This window comes from Pseudomonas sp. MWU16-30323 (assembly GCF_020515595.1).
Taxonomy (GTDB): Bacteria; Pseudomonadota; Gammaproteobacteria; order Pseudomonadales; family Pseudomonadaceae; genus Aquipseudomonas; species Aquipseudomonas yamanorum.
Map to the genome: position 1 here is coordinate 168043 of NZ_JAIWYM010000005.1, position 17945 is coordinate 185987.

General features: G+C 62.7%; 10 protein-coding genes and 1 pseudogene. 9 read left to right on the forward strand and 2 right to left on the reverse strand.

The features are described from left to right. The first annotated feature begins 66 nt into the window (after positions 1-66). The 7 genes from LIY45_RS08675 (at position 67) to LIY45_RS08705 (ending at position 13029) form a co-directional block, all read left to right on the forward strand. Entirely contained in the window at positions 67-435 is a 369-nt protein-coding gene (locus LIY45_RS08675; protein ID WP_226476006.1) for an AprI/Inh family metalloprotease inhibitor, read from the forward strand. Positions 436-539: 104 nt separating this feature from the next. After that, positions 540-2291: a type I secretion system permease/ATPase gene (locus tag LIY45_RS08680; protein WP_226476007.1), complete on the forward strand. Its 1752-nt coding sequence runs from the start codon at positions 540-542 to the stop codon at positions 2289-2291. Further along, on the forward strand, positions 2288-3622 hold the full coding sequence (locus LIY45_RS08685; RefSeq protein WP_226476008.1) for an HlyD family type I secretion periplasmic adaptor subunit: 1335 nt from the start codon (positions 2288-2290) through the stop codon (positions 3620-3622). The genes LIY45_RS08680 and LIY45_RS08685 overlap by 4 nt, the downstream gene beginning before the upstream one ends. Positions 3623-3624: 2 nt before the next feature. Next, complete coding sequence (locus LIY45_RS08690; protein WP_226476009.1) at positions 3625-4962, forward strand: TolC family outer membrane protein; 1338 nt, start codon at positions 3625-3627, stop codon at positions 4960-4962. A 269-nt stretch (positions 4963-5231) separates the two neighbouring features. Next, a complete protein-coding gene (locus LIY45_RS08695) occupies positions 5232-8189 on the forward strand; it encodes an autotransporter serine protease (RefSeq protein ID WP_226476010.1) in 2958 nt (985 codons plus the stop codon). Positions 8190-8374: 185 nt separating this feature from the next. Next, positions 8375-11485, forward strand: a complete 3111-nt coding sequence (locus LIY45_RS08700; protein ID WP_226476011.1) for an autotransporter serine protease — start codon at positions 8375-8377, stop codon at positions 11483-11485. A 113-nt stretch (positions 11486-11598) separates the two neighbouring features. Continuing rightward, on the forward strand, positions 11599-13029 hold the full coding sequence (locus LIY45_RS08705) for a lipase (RefSeq protein ID WP_226476012.1): 1431 nt from the start codon (positions 11599-11601) through the stop codon (positions 13027-13029). A gap of 390 nt (positions 13030-13419) precedes the next feature. Here LIY45_RS08705 and LIY45_RS08710 read toward each other — a convergent pair whose 3' ends face one another. Further along, complete coding sequence (locus LIY45_RS08710) at positions 13420-13644, reverse strand: YgdI/YgdR family lipoprotein (RefSeq protein WP_226476013.1); 225 nt, start codon at positions 13642-13644, stop codon at positions 13420-13422. Between the two features lie 188 nt (positions 13645-13832). Between LIY45_RS08710 and LIY45_RS08715 the strand changes: the two genes are divergently transcribed. Further along, positions 13833-15482 (forward strand): VRR-NUC domain-containing protein, encoded by a 1650-nt coding sequence (locus tag LIY45_RS08715; RefSeq protein WP_226476014.1) that lies wholly within the window; start codon positions 13833-13835, stop codon positions 15480-15482. After that, positions 15479-17767, forward strand: coding sequence for an ATP-dependent DNA helicase (locus LIY45_RS08720; RefSeq protein ID WP_226476015.1), 2289 nt, complete (start codon positions 15479-15481; stop codon positions 17765-17767). The genes LIY45_RS08715 and LIY45_RS08720 overlap by 4 nt, the downstream gene beginning before the upstream one ends. Here the strand turns inward: LIY45_RS08720 and LIY45_RS08725 are convergent. Beyond that, positions 17727-17879: pseudogene (locus tag LIY45_RS08725) on the reverse strand (serine hydrolase); the annotation flags it as partial. The gene LIY45_RS08720 and the pseudogene LIY45_RS08725 overlap by 41 nt on opposite strands. Positions 17880-17945: the final 66 nt, after the last annotated feature.

A 17945-nucleotide genomic window follows, 5' to 3' on the forward strand; every position in this document is an offset into this window, starting at 1 on the left:
TAAAGGAGGGTGGCGCACACGCGCCGCCCTCTGCCCTTGCATCCACCCCTTGAACGGGCGAAGGTGATGACGCTATTTCGCAGTACAGTTGCCTGGTGTCTCCAGGCGTTGCTTATGTCGGCAGGAGCCACAGCAATGGCAAGCAGTCTGGTTTTACCCACGTCCGCGCAGTTGGCCGGGCATTGGACGCTGCACCAGCAAGCGCAGGTGTGTGCGCTGGATCTGATTGAACAGGCCAACGCCCTGGGGGGCGATGTGGAGTGCGCGGGACAATGGCTGGGTGAAACCCCCGTTAGTTGGACGCCAACGCCCGACGGTATTTGGTTGATGAATGCCGAAGGCACCGGCATCACTCATTTGAATCGCCAGAAAGAAGGCGAATATGAAGGCCGCGTAAAGTCTGGCGCGGTATTGATATTACAACGTGCACCCTAAAAGTTCGTTATAACGATATAACCCGATTTTAATGTTTGCCCGCCCCTTAATGGGGCGCCTGGCAAACTATTGCGCGTCATTCGGCTCAGGGAAGATCAGGCAACATGGCGAAGACCACTCCCGCTGCACCACTGTTCAAAGCACTCGGTGACTACAAAAGTATTCTGATCAGTATTGGCTGCTTCACGGCATTGATTAACGTATTGATGCTGGTGCCGTCGATTTATATGTTGCAAGTCTACGACCGCGTGCTGTCTTCACAGAACGAAACCACCCTGGTGATGTTGACGCTCATGGTGGTGGGGTTCTTCGCCTTTATCGGCGTGCTTGAGGTGATCCGCAGCTTTATCGTGATTCGCATCGGCAGCCAACTGGAGCGGCGTTTCAACCTGCGGGTGTACAAGGCCGCCTTCGAGCGCAACCTGCAACGGGGCGAAGGCCATGGCGGGCAATCCCTGGGGGACCTGACCCACATCCGCCAATTCATCACGGGGCCGGCGCTGTTCGCGTTTTTCGATGCACCGTGGTTTCCGATCTACCTGTTTGTGATCTTCCTGTTCAACGTCTGGCTGGGGGTCTTGGCCAGCGCCGGTGCAGTGCTGCTGATTGCCCTGGCGTGCCTCAACGAATACCTGACCAAAAAACCCCTGGGTGAAGCCAGCGGGTTTTCCCAGCAATCCACCCAGTTGGCCACCAGCCACCTGCACAACGCCGAAACCATCCAGGCCATGGGCATGCTCGGCGCCTTGCGCAAGCGCTGGTTCAAGGTGCATTCGCAGTTTCTGGGCTTGCAGAACAAGGCCAGCGACACCGGTTCGATCATCAGTTCCCTCAGTAAATCCCTGCGCCTGTGCCTGCAATCGCTGGTGCTGGGCCTGGGGGCGTTGCTGGTGATCAAGGGCGACATGACGGCAGGGATGATGATCGCCGGTTCGATCCTGATGGGCCGGGTGTTGAGCCCCATCGACCAGTTGATTGCCGTGTGGAAGCAATGGAGTTCGGCCAAGCTGGCTTATCAGCGCCTGGACAGCCTGATGCGCGAATTCCCGCCCCAGAGCGAGCAGATGGCCTTGCCGGCGCCCAAGGGCAATGTCAGTTTCGAGCAGGTCAGCGCGGGCCCGCCGGGGAGGCGTGTACCGACCTTGCATCAGGTCAGCTTCAACCTGACGGCGGGTGAAGTGCTCGGCGTGCTGGGTGCTTCCGGCTCCGGCAAGTCGACCCTGGCTCGGGTGCTGGTGGGCGTGTGGCCAACCCTGGCGGGCACCGTGCGCCTGGACGGTGCCGACATCCATCGCTGGGACCGCGACGACCTCGGCCCGCATATTGGCTACCTGCCTCAGGACATCGAACTGTTCAGCGGCAGCATCGCCGACAACATCGCACGCTTTCGCGAAGCCGACCCGGAGCGGGTGGTGCAGGCCGCTCAACAAGCGGGCGTGCACGAATTGATCCTGCGTTTGCCCCACGGCTACGACACGATCCTCGGTGACGAGGGCAGCGGCCTGTCCGGCGGCCAGAAACAACGGGTCGCCCTGGCCCGTGCGCTGTACGGCGGCCCGCGCCTGATCGTGCTCGACGAGCCCAACTCCAACCTCGACACCGTGGGCGAAGCCGCCCTGGCCAGCGCGATCATGCAGATGAAGGCCCAGGGCAGCACGGTGGTGCTGGTGACTCACCGTTCCTCGGCGTTGGCCCAGGCCGACAAGCTGCTGGTGCTTAACGATGGCCGCTTGCAGGCGTTTGGTCCGAGCCAGGACGTGCTGCGGGCGCTGTCCGGCCAGCAGGAAGCACCGCGAGAAAAGGCCGGGGTCAGCCTCAGCCGTCAGTATCAAGCCGGAAGGAATCCAGGCGCATGAGCAGCGACAACAGCATTCAAATCAACCGCGATTACGAACAGACTCACCCCGAACACGACGCGCGCTTCTTTGCCCGCATGGGCTGGCTGCTGACGGTGGTCGGCGCTGGCGGGTTTTTCCTGTGGGCCAGCCTGGCGCCGCTGGACCAGGGGATTCCGGTACAAGGCACGGTGGTGGTGTCGGGCAAGCGCAAGGCGGTACAAACCCTCAGCCCCGGCGTGGTCAGCCGGATCCTGGTGCGTGAAGGCGAGGCGGTGAAGCAGGGCCAACCCCTGTTCCGCCTCGACCAGACGCAAAACCAGGCTGACGTGCACTCCCTGCAAGCCCAATACCGCATGGCCTGGGCCAGCGTGGCGCGGTGGCAGAGCGAGCGGGATAACCAGTCGACGATTACCTTTCCCCCCGAACTCAGCACCAACCCCGATCAAGCCCTGGCATTGGTCCTCGACGGCCAGCGCCAACTGTTCAGCAGCCGCCGCGAAGCCTTTGCCCGGGAACAGGCCGGGATTCGCGCGAGTATCGAAGGCGCCACCGCGCAGTTGAACGGCATGCGCCGCGCCCGCAGCGACCTGACCGCCCAGGCGCAATCCCTGCGTGACCAGTTGAACAACCTTCAACCCCTGGCCGACAACGGCTACATCCCGCGCAACCGCTTGATGGAGTACCAGCGCCAACTGTCCCAGGTGCAACAGGACCTGGCACAGAACACCGGGGAAAGCGGGCGGGTGGAGCAGGGCATCCTCGAATCGCGCCTCAAGTTGCAGCAGCACAGCGAGGAATATCAGAAGGAAGTCCGCAGCCAACTGGCTGACGCGCAACTGCGCAGCCTGACCCTGGAGCAGCAACTGACCTCCGCCGGTTTCGACCTGCAGCACAGCGAAATCAACGCGCCCGCCGACGGCATCGCCGTCAACCTCGGCGTGCACACCGAAGGCGCTGTGGTGCGGGCCGGCGAAACCCTGTTGGAAATCGTGCCCCAGGACACCCGCCTGGAAGTGGAAGGGCGCTTGCCGGTGCATCTGGTGGACAAGGTCGGCGCCCACTTGCCGGTGGACATCCTCTTCACCGCCTTCAACCAGAGCCGCACGCCCCGGGTACCGGGGGAGGTGAGCCTGATCTCCGCCGACCAGATGCTCGACGAAAAAACCGGCATGCCGTACTACGTGTTGCGCACCGTCGTCAGCAGCAACGCCCTGGAAAAACTCCATGGCCTGGTGATCAAGCCGGGGATGCCCGCCGAGATGTTCATCCGCACCGGCGAACGCTCCTTGCTCAATTACCTGTTCAAGCCGCTGCTGGACCGCGCCGGCTCGGCACTGACCGAGGAATGAGCATGAAGCCGATGTTCATCGCCTTGTTACTCGCGTGCAGCAGCGCCCAGGCCGCCATGGGGCCGTTCGATGTCTACGAGCAGGCCCTGCGCAATGACCCGGTATTCCTCGGCGCCATCAAGGAGCGCGACGCCGGCCTGGAGAACCGCACCATCGGCCGCGCCGGCCTGCTGCCCAAGCTGTCGTACAACTACAACAAGGGCCGCAACAACTCCCAGGCCACCTTGCCCGATGGCCGCGGCGGCAATTATCACGATGACCGCAACTACAACAGCTACGGCTCCACCTTCACCCTGCAACAGCCGCTGTTCGACTACGAAGCCTATGCCAACTACCGCAAGGGCGTGGCCCAGGCGCTGTTTGCCGACGAGAGTTTTCGCGACAAGAGCCAGGCGCTGCTGGTACGGGTGCTGACCTATTACACCCAGGCGTTGTTCGCCCAGGACCAGATCGACATCGCCCGTGCCAAGAAGAAGGCCTACGAGCAGCAGTTTCAGCAGAACCAGCATCTGTTCCAGCAGGGCGAAGGCACCCGCACCGACATCCTGGAAGCGGAATCGCGCTATGAGCTGGCGACTGCCGAGGAAATCCAGGCGCTGGATGAGCAAGACGCGTCGCTGCGGGAGCTTGGCGCATTGATCGGTGTGCAGAGCGTCAACATCAGTGACCTGGCGCCGCTGAACCCGGGATTTGCCGCCTTCACCCTGACCCCGGCCAACTACGACACCTGGCACGAACTCGCGCTGACCAACAACCCCAACCTGGCTTCGCAACGCCAGTCCGTGGAAGTGGCGCGTTATGAGGTAGAGCGCAACCGCTCGGGGCACCTGCCACGGATCACGGCCTATGCCAGCTCGCGCCAGCAGGAATCCGACAGCGGCAACACCTACAACCAGCGCTACGACACCAACACCATCGGCATCGAAGTCAGCATGCCGCTGTACGCCGGTGGCGGCGTCTCGGCCTCCACCCGCCAGGCCAGCCGTGCCATGGAACAGGCCGAATACGAACTGGAAGGCAAGACCCGCGAAACCCTGATCGAACTGCGGCGCCAGTTCAGCGCTTGCCTGTCGGGGGTCAGCAAGTTGCGGGCGTATCAAAAGGCGCTGACCTCGGCTGAAGCACTGGTGGTCTCCACCAAGCAAAGCATCCTCGGCGGCGAGCGGGTCAACCTCGATGCGCTGAACGCCGAGCAGCAGCTGTACAGCACCCGCCGCGACCTGGCCCAGGCGCGGTACGACTACCTGATGGCCTGGACCAAATTGCATTACTACGCGGGCAACTTGCGCGACACCGACCTGGCCAAGGTGGATGAGGCGTTTGGTCCTGAGAGCCGCTGATGCCTGGACGAGTATGACCGGGTGCAAGGGGGCTTTCGTGGGGAGGGAGCTTGTTTTGGCAAGGGAGCTTGTTGTGGCGAGGGAGCTTGCTGTGGCAAGGGAGCTTGTTGTGGCGAGGGAGCTTGCTGTGGCAAGGGAGCTTGTTGTGGCGAGGGAGCTTGCTCCCGCTGGGCTGCGTAGCGGCCCCAAAATCTTGGGAGCGCTGCGCACTCCAGCGGGAGCAAGCTCCCTCGCCACTGGTATTTCAACAATAAGAAAAAGGACTCTTCATGATCACTGATTCACCTCGCTTCAAACCCTTCACCGCAGGCTCCTTGCTGCTGCTGTCAGTGGCGGCCCACGGGCAGTACCTCGAGACCGGCAAAGTCGGCGACCCCGCCAGTTGGCGCTCCGCCGAGTTCCTGAGTGACTGGGGCCTGGACCGGATGAAAGCCAACGAGGCCTACGCGAGCGGCATCACGGGCAGTGGGGTGAAGATCGGCGCCCTCGACTCGGGTTTCGACCCCAACCATCCCGAAGCCTCCAAGGACCGCTATCACGCGGTCACCGCCAACGGCGCCTACGTCGATGGCAGCCCGTTCAGCACCACCGGCGCGCTCAACCCCAACAACGACTCCCATGGCACCCACGTCACCGGCACCATGGGCGCGGCCCGTGATGGCGTGGGCATGCACGGTGTGGCGTACAACGCGCAGATCTACGTCGGCAACACCAACGCCAATGACAGCTTCCTGTTCGGCCCCACGCCGGATCCCAAGTACTTCAAGGCGGTGTACAGCGCCCTGGTGGATTCCGGCGTGCGCGCGATCAACAACAGCTGGGGCAGCCAGCCCAAGGATGTCAGCTACCAGACCCTGGGCGACCTGCACGCGGCCTACGCCCAGCACTACAACCGGAACACCTGGCTGGATGCCGCCGCCGATGTAGCCAAGGCCGGGGTGATCAACGTGTTCAGCGCCGGGAACAGCGGCTATGCCAACGCCAGCGTGCGTTCAGCCTTGCCGTATTTCCAGCCGGAACTGGAGGGCCACTGGCTGGCGGTGTCGGGCCTGGACAAGGCGAATAACCAGAAATACAACCAGTGCGGCATCGCCAAGTACTGGTGCATTTCCACCCCCGGGGCGTTGATCAACAGCACCATTCCCGATGGCGGTTATGGGGTGAAATCCGGCACCTCGATGTCGGCGCCCCATGCCACGGGCGCACTGGCACTGGTGATGGAACGCTACCCGTACCTGAACAACGAACAGGCCTTGCAGGTGCTGTTGACCACGGCCACTCAGCTCAATGGCGCGGTCACCGATGCACCGACCACTCAGGTCGGCTGGGGCGTGCCGGACCTTGGCCGGGCGATGCACGGGCCTGGGCAATTGCTCGGACCGATGAATGTCACACTGGCGGCCGGGCAGGGCGATGTGTGGAGCAATGCGATCTCCGACAAGGCCCTGATCCAGCGCCAGGCCGAAGACAGCGCCGAAACCCTGGCCTGGCAACAAACCCTGCGCGACAAGGGCTGGGAGAACGGCGTGGGCGCTGGCGCGAGTCAGCAGGACCAGACGGACTATGCCGTTGGCACCGCCCGGGCAGCAGCGGCGGCCCAGCGTCTCTACGAAGGCAGCCTGATCAAGTCCGGCGCGGGCAGCCTGGTGCTGAGCGGGGATAACACCTACCGTGGCCCTACCACCGTGAATGGCGGCCGGTTGGCGGTGAATGGCTCACTGACGTCGGCAGTGACGGTCAATGACAGCGGCACACTGGGCGGCTCCGGCCGTATCGCGGCGTTGCAGGTGAACAACGGCGGCACTGTGGCGCCGGGCAATTCCGTGGGTACCTTGCAGGTGGCCGGGGACGTGAACCTCGCCGCCGGTTCCACCTATGCAGTCGAACTCACCCCCACCAGCAGCGACCAGATTGTCGCCACCGGCAAGGCAATCCTCGGCGGCGGCACGGTGACCCTGGCCCTGGAAAACAGCCCGACTTTGCTCAGCCTGCAACAGGCCGAAAGCCTGCTGGGGCGCCAGTACAACATTCTCCAGGCGGCGGGCGGGATCCAGGGGCAGTTCGGTGCGGTCTTGCCCAACTACCTGTTCCTCGGCGGCACCCTCGACTATGCCGCCAACGGCGTGCAACTGGACATTGCCCGCAGTGATGCGAGCTTTGCCAGTGTCGGCGCCACCCGCAACCAGCGCTCGGTGGCGGCGGCTGCCGAGCAGTTGGGCGCGGGCAATCCGGTGTACGAAAGCATCCTGCGGTCAGACTCGGCGGCCACGGCGCAGTCGGGCTTCCAGCAACTGTCGGGAGAAATCTATCCGGCCATCGGCACGATGCTGATCAACGACAGTCGTCAGGTGCGCGACGCCGTGGGCGAGCGCCTGCGTCATACGCCGGTCGCGGGTGAAAGCAATGTGTGGGTCAAGGCGCTCGGCAGTTGGGGCAAGACCGACAGCCGCAGCGACACGGCGGGCTACACCACCTCGCTGGGCGGCATGCTGGCGGGTGTCGACGGCGCTCTGGACGAGCAGACCCGCGCCGGTCTCGTGGCCGGTTACAGCGACAGCTCGCTGAACATGGGCAGCGGCACGCATTCATCGGCGTCCATCGACAGCTACCACCTCGGCGCCTATGCCGGGCATGAGCTGGGCAACTGGCGCTTGAGCGTCGGCGGCGCCTACAGCTGGCATCGCGGCGACGTGAAACGTGACTTGCAGTACGGCGAAACCAGCGGCAAGCAGAAGACCAAACTGGATGCCCGCAGCGCCCAGGTCTTTACCGAAGCGGCCTACCGTTTGAGCCTGCAATCGATGGCGCTGGAGCCGTTCGCCAACCTGGCTTACGTGCACCTGGACAACGAACGCTTTCACGAAAAAGGCGACGCCGCCGCGCTGGAGCGTGGCAGTGACAGCCGCGATGCAGTGCTGAGCACCCTGGGCCTGCGGGCATCGAAAACCTTCCCCCTCAATGATCGGCAGCAACTGGACGTTTCCGGCTCGTTGGGCTGGCAGCACAGCCTGAGTGCCGTTGAATCCGAAGAGCACCTGGCGTTTGTCGCCGGTGGGCCGTCGTTTGCGGTGCAAAGCTCGCCGTTGCTGCGCGATGCGGCACTGGTGGGTGTACAGGCCAGCCTGGCGTTGAGCAAAAGCACACGGGTCAACCTCGACTACACGGGCCAACTGGCTGGCCGGGAAAAAATCCAGGGCGTGGGGTTGAGCCTGAACTGGCAGTTCTGAGCAAGATCCTGAGGCCCAACGCGGTCAACTGTGGGAGCGGGCTTGCTCGCGAATGCGGTGTGTCAGTCGACGCACCCTGTAACTGAGCCACTGCATTCGCGAGCAAGCCCGCTCCCACATTGGGTCGGCGGCGCCTGGGAGAAACGTGATTTATACAAGTGCAATAAAAACTAAGGAAGGTCACCGTGAAAAAAACAAAACGAGGGTTTCAATCCGCCATCCCAACAGGCCCGGGCTACCCGCTCAAGGCCTTGAGCTGCGTGCCATACGGCGCGTTGCTGTGTTGCCTGGCCAGCCTGGGTACCGCCCAGGCCGCACCCTACGTGGAAAGCGGAAAACTGGGGGATGCTGCCAGCTGGCGCAGCAATGAATTCAAGGCCGATTGGGGGCTCGGCGCTGTGCATGCAGACGCTGCTTACGCCGCCGGCTACACCGGCAAGGGCGTAAAGCTGGGGATCTTCGACCAGCCGGTGTATGCCCAGCACCCGGAATTCGCCAGCCCCGGCAAAGTGGTCACGATCGTGACCGAAGGCATTCGCCAATACACCGACCCTTACATCCCGGTGAAGGCCGGGGACGCGTTCCGCTACGACGGCACACCCTCCCTGGGCTCCAACGGCAAACTCGGCAATCACGGGACCCACGTGGGCGGGATTGCCGCAGGTAACCGTGACGGCGGGCCGATGCATGGCGTGGCGTTCGATGCGCAGATCATCAGTGCCGAAAACGGTGACCCGGGCCCCGAAGACGGGATCATCCTGGGCAACGACGGCGCGGTCTACAAAGCCGGTTGGGATGCCCTGGTGGCCAGCGGCGCACGCATCATCAACAACAGCTGGGGCATCGGCATTGGTGACCAGTACGCCAAGGGCGGGCGGGATCCGGCGTTCCCCAACTTCACGCTCAATGAAGCCCAGGCACAGTTCAATAACATCCGGCCGATCCTTGGCACCATCGCCGGTGGCGCTTATCAAGGGGCCATCGATGCGGCCCGCAGCGGCGTGCTGACGATCTTTGCCGCCGGCAACGACTACAACCGCAACAACCCGGACGCGATCTCGGGCCTCGCGTACTTCGTGCCGGAGATCGCGCCCAACTGGCTGTCGGTAGCGGCGCTGCAACAGAACCCCGACACCGCCAGTTCCGACCCGTACGTGATCAGCACCTTCTCTTCACGCTGCGGTTATGCGGCGAGCTTTTGCGTGGCGGCCCCCGGGACCAAGATCTACAGCTCGGTGATCAACGGCACCACCCTGGAAAACCTGACCACCGACTACGCCAACTTCAACGGCACCTCCATGGCCGCGCCCCATGTGGCCGGCAGTGCGGCGGTGCTGATGGAGCGCTTCCCGTACATGAGTGGCGAGCAGATTTCCACGCTGCTGAAAACCACCGCGACCGACCTCGGCGCACCGGGCATCGACTCGCTGTACGGCTGGGGCATGATCAACCTGGGCAAGGCCATCAACGGCCCGGGGATGTTTGTGACGGCTGAGGATATTCCGGCCGAATTTCGTATCGACGGTGCCTACGGCTCCGGTCAGTTCGTCGCGGACCTGCCAGGGATTGGCGCCGTGGTGGATGCCGGCAAACCGACCCAGCGCCTGTGCACCGACGTGCATTGTGGGCTGGATGTGTGGAGCAACAACATCGCCGGGCATGGCGGCCTGACCAAGCAGGGCATTGGTGCGCTGGTATTGACCGGCACCAACACCTACAGCGGCCCGACCCTGGTCAACCAGGGGTTGCTGGCGATCAATGGTTCGATCACCTCCGACGTCACCGTCAGCAACAGCGGCGTAGTGGGCGGTTCCGGGCGCATTGGTTCGCTGACGGCAAACAGCGGCGGTACCGTGGCACCGGGTAACTCCATCGGCACGCTGAACGTGGCGGGGGATGTGAGTTTCGCAGCAGGCTCCACCTACGCGGTGGAGCTGTCGCAAACCAGCAGTGACCGCATCGTCGCCGGCGGCAAGGCCACCCTCAGCGGCGGCACAGTGACCCTCGCCCTGGAAAACAGCCCGACGCTGTTGACCCAGACCCAGGCCGAAAGCCTCATCGGTCGCCAATACAATATCCTGCAGGCCGCAGGCGGCATTACCGGCAGCTTCGGTTCGGTGCTGCCCAACTACCTGTTTCTCGGCGGCACCTTGAACTACGCCGCCAACGGCGTGCAACTGGATGTGGGGCGCAATGCCAACACCTTTGCCAGTGTGGCGGCCACGCCAAACCAACGTTCGGTGGCCGCCGCTGCCGAGCAATTGGGCGCGGGCAACGCCGTGTATGAAAGCCTGTTGCTGGCGCCGAATGCGGCCTCGGCCCAAGGTGCATTCCAGCAGCTGTCCGGGGAAATCTACCCGGCGCTGGAAACCGCATTGATCAATGACAACCGCTACCTGCGCGAAGCCGTCGGCGAACGTTTGCAGCAAGGGGAAATGGGCGCATCGAGCCAGACCGTCGACAGCCGTGGCAACGTCTGGGTCAAGGCGCTGGGCGCCTGGGGCAAGACCAACAGCGGCAGCGATACGGCGGGCTACACCACCTCCATCGGTGGCATGCTGGCGGGTGTGGACGGCGCGCTGGATGAAGACACCCGTGTGGGCCTGGTGGCGGGGTACAGCGACACGTCGCTGAACATGGGCAGCGACACCCATTCCCGGGCGTCGGTAGACAGCTATCACTTGGGCGCGTACGCCGGGCATGAAATCGGTGCCTTGCGTTTGAGCGGTGGCGCGACCTACAGCTGGCACCGCGCCGATGTGAAGCGCGAGCTGCAATACGGTGAAGTCGCCGGCAAGCAGAAAGCCAAGGTGGATGCCCGCAGCACCCAGGTGTTTACCGAAGCGGCCTATCGCTTGAACCTGCAACCCCTGGCCCTGGAACCGTTTGCCAACCTGGCGTATGTGCATCTGGATGCCGACGGGTTTACCGAGAAGGGTGATGCAGCGGCCTTGAAGGGCCGGGATGACAGCCGCGATGTGGTGCTGAGTACCCTGGGGGCTCGAGCGCTGAAAACCTTGAATATCAACGACCATCAGCAACTGGAGCTTTCCGGCACCCTGGGCTGGCAGCACAACCTGAGCAGCGTCGATTCCGAGCGTCACTTGGCGTTTGCCTCGGGCGGCCCGTCGTTCTCGGTGGAGAGTTCGTCGATGGTGCGTGATGCGGCCTTGGTGGGCGCGCGGGTCAGCCTGGCGCTGAGCAAGGATGCGAAAGTGAACCTGGATTACAACGGCCTGCTGGCCAGCAAAGAGAAAGTCCATGGTGTCGGGCTGAGCCTGGACTGGGCTTTCTAAACACCGCAGTTCGAAATGTGGGAGCAAGGCAGCTCCCACATTGATCCGGTTCCAATCGTCCATTTGGGCAAATTTGGCTTTCTCGACAATTCCAACAAAAGAGAGGCAATACCATGGGTGTTTTCGACTATAAAAACCTCGGGACCGAGGGCTCCAAAGCGTTGTTCGCCGATGCCATGGCGATCTCGCTGTACTCCTACCACAACCTGGACAACGGCTTTGCCGTGGGGTATCAGCACAACGGTTTTGGCCTGGGGCTGCCGGCCACGCTGGTGGGTGCGCTGCTGGGCAGCACCGATTCGCAGGGGGTGATTCCGGGGATTCCCTGGAACCCCGACTCGGAAAAGGCCGCCCTTGAGGCGGTCAACAAGGCCGGCTGGACGCCCATCAGCGCCAGTACCTTGGGCTATGGCGGCAAGGTGGATGCCCGGGGCACGTTCTTCGGTGAAAAGGCCGGCTACACCACCGCGCAGGTGGAAGTGCTGGGCAAGTACGATGGCGCCGGCAAGCTGCTGGAAATCGGCATTGGTTTTCGCGGGACTTCCGGGCCCAGGGAAACCCTGATCAGCGATTCCATTGGCGATCTGGTCAGTGATTTGCTGGCGGCGCTGGGGCCCAAGGATTACGCGAAAAACTACGCCGGCGAGGCCTTTGGCACCTTGCTCAAGGATGTCGCGGCGTATGCCGGCAGTCATGGCCTCACGGGCAAGGATGTGGTGGTCAGCGGCCATAGCCTGGGCGGCCTGGCGGTCAACAGCATGGCCGACTTGAGCGGCAATAAATGGTCGGGTTTCTACAAGGACTCCAACTATGTGGCCTATGCCTCGCCCACCCAGAGCAGCGGCGACAAGGTGCTGAACATCGGTTATGAAAACGACCCGGTGTTTCGCGCGCTGGACGGGTCGTCGTTCAACTTCTCGTCCCTGGGTGTGCACGACAAGCCCCATGAGTCGACGACGGACAATATCGTCAACTTCAACGATCACTACGCGTCGACGCTGTGGAATGTCCTGCCGTTTTCCATCGTCAATGTCCCCACCTGGCTTTCTCACTTGCCCACGGCCTATGGCGATGGCTTGACCCGTGTCCTGGACTCGACGTTCTACGACCTGACCAGCCGGGACTCGACCATTATCGTGGCCAACCTGTCGGACCCGGCCCGGGCCAATACCTGGGTACAGGACCTCAACCGCAATGCCGAGCCCCACAAGGGCAACACGTTCATTATCGGCAGTGAGGGTGATGACCTGATTCAGGGTGGCAAGGGCGTGGACTTTATTGAAGGCGGCAAGGGCAATGACACGATCCGTGACAACAGTGGGCATAACACCTTTCTGTTCGGCGGGCAGTTTGGGCAGGACCGGGTGGTGGGTTATCAGCCGACTGACAAGCTGGTGTTCCGGGACGTGGAGGGCAGTGCGGACTGGCGTGACCACGCCAAAGTGGTGGGGGGCGATACGGTGCTGAGTTTTGGCGCGGATTCGGTGACGCTGGTTGGCGTTGGACTCGCCGGGGTTTGGGGCGATGGAATTTCCATCAGCTAAGTAGCGGGCCGCTGTTGTGGCGAGGGAGCTTGCTCCCGCTGGACTGCGCAGCAGGCCCATTTTGGGGGGCCGCTTCGCGTCCCAGCGGGAGCAAGCTCCCTCGCCACAGGGTTAATCAGTATCGCAGGTTGGGTTATCTCCAGCAGTGACCGTGGTTCCAGTACGGACGGTGGGGTTGGCCGTAACCGTAGTCGTAATAATGACCCCGTGGCCAATAGCCTCGCGGGCCACAGCGATCACAAAACGGTGGGAGCTGTCGAGCCTTGGCGAGGCTGCGATGGGGTCGCTAAGGTGCACCTGGCAAACCGAGTTGTCTGCATCGCGGGCAAGCCCGGCTCCCACAGGTGCGTGCCTTGCAAAGAAAAGTGGGAGCCAACGGGCTCCCCCTTTTTATTTCTCCTTCATCACGGTCGCGACGTCGGAGGCCTTGACGCGAATATGCTTGCCGGCGATGTCGGTGAATTCGTAGAAACCATCAGCGGTCTTCGCGTTCGGCACGTCTTTGGTCAAATACTGGGTGCCGTTCTGCAACGTCACCACGGTTTGCGTGGAGCAACCGGCCAATACCAGCAACGTGACCATACTCACCGCCAGACCCAAATTCTTCATGCTCATAACCCTTACCCTGATCCTTCGAAAACCCCGCGCCTGAGCGGTCGGGGGGAACAAATTTTACGTGACTGACAGCCATCTGATCATTATTACGCAAAAAGTTGCGTGTGCCTTTGATCTATTACCGATTGCAACAGCCACTCAGGGACGGCACTCTGTATGCATAACCAGTGTTTGATCCCGTGCCTGATATGTCCAATCCCCTTGAAGACCCGCTCTATTACCTGCATAACTTCCGCCAGGTGCTCGATTGGCTGGGGCGGCGCTATGCCGATTTACTGGCCCCGGACGAAGAGCATTTCATTCAGCAATTTGACAGCTTGCCCCAGGCTTCCCAGGCGTTACTGGTGCGCATGGTGATGCGCAAGGGCGCGCATTTCCGGGCGGGCAAGCTCAACTATGTCGAGATCGGCGCCGTGCACGCGGCGGTCGTGCCTTTGCTGGAACAGGGCTGGGTGACGGATCAGTGCCTGTTGTCATTTGACGAACTGTTCGGGCTGTTGCAGAAGGCGGAAATCCTGGCGGCGTTCAAACCCTGGATTGAGCAACCCAAGGCCAAAAAGGCAGACTGGCTGGAGGGCCTGTCGACGCAGTTCTGCGAGTCGCGCTGCTTTCAGCACTGGTGTCCGGACCTGGCCGATCAGCTCTACAGCCTGACGGTGATGGACCTGTGCGACCGTTTGCGGCTGATGTTCTTCGGCAATCTCTATCAGGACTGGTCGGAGTTTGTGCTGGCGGACCTGGGGATTTTTACTTACGAAAAGGTCGAGTTCTGCGCCGAATCCCGTGGCTTGCGCAGCCGTGACGACGTGCACGGCTTTCTGTTCCTGCACCAGTGCCAACAGGCGTTTGAAGCGGGTGAGGCACTGGATAAGGTGCTGGAACAAATCGCCACCCTGCACACCGACAACCCCTGGCTGGAAAAGCGTCGGGCCAAGCTGTTATTTCAAGTGGGCCAGTACTGCGAACGCAGCGCCGAGTTGGCCCTGGCGGAGGCGATCTACCGCAGTTGCACCTACCCCGGCGCACGGGCTCGGCTGATCCGGGTGCTGGAGCGCCAGGCGGACTTTGCCCAGGCGATGCGGCTGGCCCGTGAGGCGCAGCAGGCCCCGGAAAGCGCTGCCGAGCAGCAGCACCTGTTGCGTGTGATCCCCAGGCTGCGGCGTAAACTCGGCGAGCCGGCGATGCCCAAGGTAAAACCCCGGGCTATCGTGCGCCTGGACCTCGAGCTGCCGGCACCGGACCCGTTGATGTCGGTGGAGTATTGCGTGCAGGCCCACTTGAGCGACCACGGCGCGCCGGTGCATTACGTCGAGAACACGCTGATCAATTCGTTGTTTGGCCTGCTGTGCTGGCCGGCGATTTTCGCGCCGTTGCCGGGGTCGTTTTTCCACCCGTTCCAGCGCGGCCCCGTGGACCTGCACAGCGAAGACTTTCGCCAGCGGCGTGCCGAGCTGTTCGCCGAGTGCCTGGGCCAACTGGACGATGAGCGCTACAAACACACCATTCGCCAGCGTTACGCCGACAAATGGGGCATTCAGTCACCCTTCGTGTTCTGGAACGTACTCAGCGAAGAGTTGCTCGACCAGGCCCTCGACTGCCTGCCCGCCGCGCACCTGCGTCACTGGTTCGAGCGCCTGCTGCTGGATATCCGCGCCAACCGCGCCGGCATGCCCGACCTGATCCAGTTCTGGCCTGAGGAAAAAACCTACCGCATGATCGAAGTCAAAGGCCCCGGCGATCGCCTGCAAGACAACCAACTGCGCTGGCTGGAATTCTGCGGCGAACACCAGATGCCGGTGACCGTGTGTTATGTGCGCTGGGCGGAGCAGGCCGCTTGAGCTACAGCGTCGCGGTGCGTGCGTTGTGTGAATTCACCGCCAAGGTCGGCGACCTCGACCTGCGTTTTACCCCGTCTCCCAGTGCCCAGGAAGGGATTGTCGGCCACCGCACGGTGGCTTCGCGGCGCAGTGCGCACTACCAGAATGAGGTTGCGCTGGAGGGTGAATACCAGCAGTTGAAAGTCCGGGGCAGGGCGGATGGCTACGACCCGGACCGCAACCAGTTGGAAGAGGTGAAAACCTATCGCGGCGACCTCGACAAGCAGCCGGCCAACCACCGGCAACTGCACTGGGCCCAGGTCAAGGTCTACGGCTGGTTGATGTGCCAGAAGCTCGGGTTGTCGGAGATTGTCCTGGCGCTGGTGTACTTCGACATTGTGGGTGAGCACGAAACGCTGCTCAGCCAACGCTTTCAGGCGGACGACCTGCAGGCATTCTTCCATCAGCAATGCGCGCTGTTCCTCGGCTGGGCCGAACAGGAAATGCACCAGCGCGAAGCCCGCAACGCCGCAGCAACGGCCCTGGGTTTTCCCCATGCAGCGTTTCGTCCCGGCCAGCGGTCACTCGCGGAAACGGTCTACAAGGCGGTCAGCACCGGCCGCTGCCTGATGGCCCAGGCGCCTACCGGGATTGGCAAGACCGTCGGCACTCTCTTCCCGATGCTCAAGGCCCTGGCGCCCCAGCAACTGGACAAGGTGTTCTTCCTTACGGCCAAGACCCCGGGCCGCAAATTGGCGCTGGATGCCGCGCAAGTGCTGTACGACAGCAGCCCGGATTTGCCGCTGCGGGTGCTGGAACTGGTGGCGCGGGACAAGGCCTGCGAACACCTGGACAAAGCCTGCCACGGCGACTCGTGCCCACTGGCCAAGGGCTTTTACGACCGCTTGCCGGCTGCCCGTGAAGCCGCATCCCGCGTGCGGCTGCTGGACCAGCGCAACCTGCGGGAAGTCGCCCTGGCCCATGACGTCTGCCCCTATTACCTGAGCCAGGAAATGGCGCGCTGGAGCGATGTGGTGGTCGCCGACTACAACTACTACTTCGACTTCGGCGCCATGCTGTTCGGCCTGGCGCAGCTCAACCAGTGGCGGGTCGCGGTGCTGGTGGACGAAGCCCACAACCTGGTGGACCGAGGTCGTTCGATGTACAGCGCAGCCCTCGACCCATACACCCTCAAGACCCTGCGGGAGATCGCGCCCGAGCCGCTGAAAAAGCCCCTCCAGCGCCTGAACCGTGAGTGGAACGCCCTGCACAAGGAGCAAGTGGCGCCTTACCAGGCCTATGCCCAGAAACCCGACAAACTGCTGCACGCCCTGAGCCTGTGCACCAGCGCCATGGGCGAGTATTTCAACGACCATCCCGAAGCACTCAATGGCGAGCTGCAAGCCTTCTACTTCGAGGCCTTGCAGTTTGCCAAGGTCGCCGAACTGTTCAACGAACACTTCATCTTCGACATCAGCAAGCGCGAACTCAGCGGCAAACGCAGCTCCTCGAACCTGTGCCTGCGCAACGTGGTGCCTGCCGAATTCATTCGGCCCCGGCTGACGGCGGCCCGCAGCAGCGTGCTGTTTTCCGCGACCTTGAGCCCTCGGCATTACTACGCGGATTTGCTGGGAATGCCGCCGGACACGGCCTGGGTCGATGTGGAATCGCCGTTCAAGGCCGAGCAGTTGCAGGTGCATATCGTCGACCGGATCTCCACCCGGTTTGTGCATCGACAGGCGTCCCTGGAGCCCATCGTCGAGCTGATCGCCGCGCAGTTTGCGCAGCAGCCGGGCAACTACCTGGCGTTCTTCAGCAGCTTCGATTATCTGCAGCAAGTGGCGCAATTGCTCGCCGAGCGACACCCGCACATCCCCTTGTGGCAGCAGTCACGGGGCATGGCCGAAGCCGAACGCCAGGGGTTTCTCGACCAGTTCACCCAGCACAGCCAGGGCATCGGTTTTGCCGTGCTCGGCGGCGCATTCGGCGAAGGCATCGACCTGCCGGGAACCCGGCTGATCGGCGCATTTATCGCCACCCTGGGCCTGGCGCAACTCAACCCGGTGAATGAGCAGCTCAAGCTGCGGATGGGTGCGATTTTCGGTGCCGGCTACGACTACACCTATTTGTACCCAGGCATTCAGAAAGTGGTGCAGGCGGCGGGCAGGGTAATCCGCAGCCAGCAGGACCGCGGCGTGGTAATGCTGATTGATGACCGGTTTGGCGAAGCGCGGGTACGGCAGTTATTGCCGCGCTGGTGGTCGATCACTGCGACGGATACACCGCATCCCGCAACTGGTGGGTGAACAGGCCGGACATGCCTTCGTAGGCCGTATTGGTCAGTGCCACCACCGTGAGCTTCTGCTGCGGGTCGACAAACCAGCTGTGACCGTAGGCGCCGCCCCATTCAAAAAGGCCGTGATGGGGTTATTGATGGCCCAAATGATGCTGGTGCAATCATCGATGCTGTAGCAGCCTCAACGA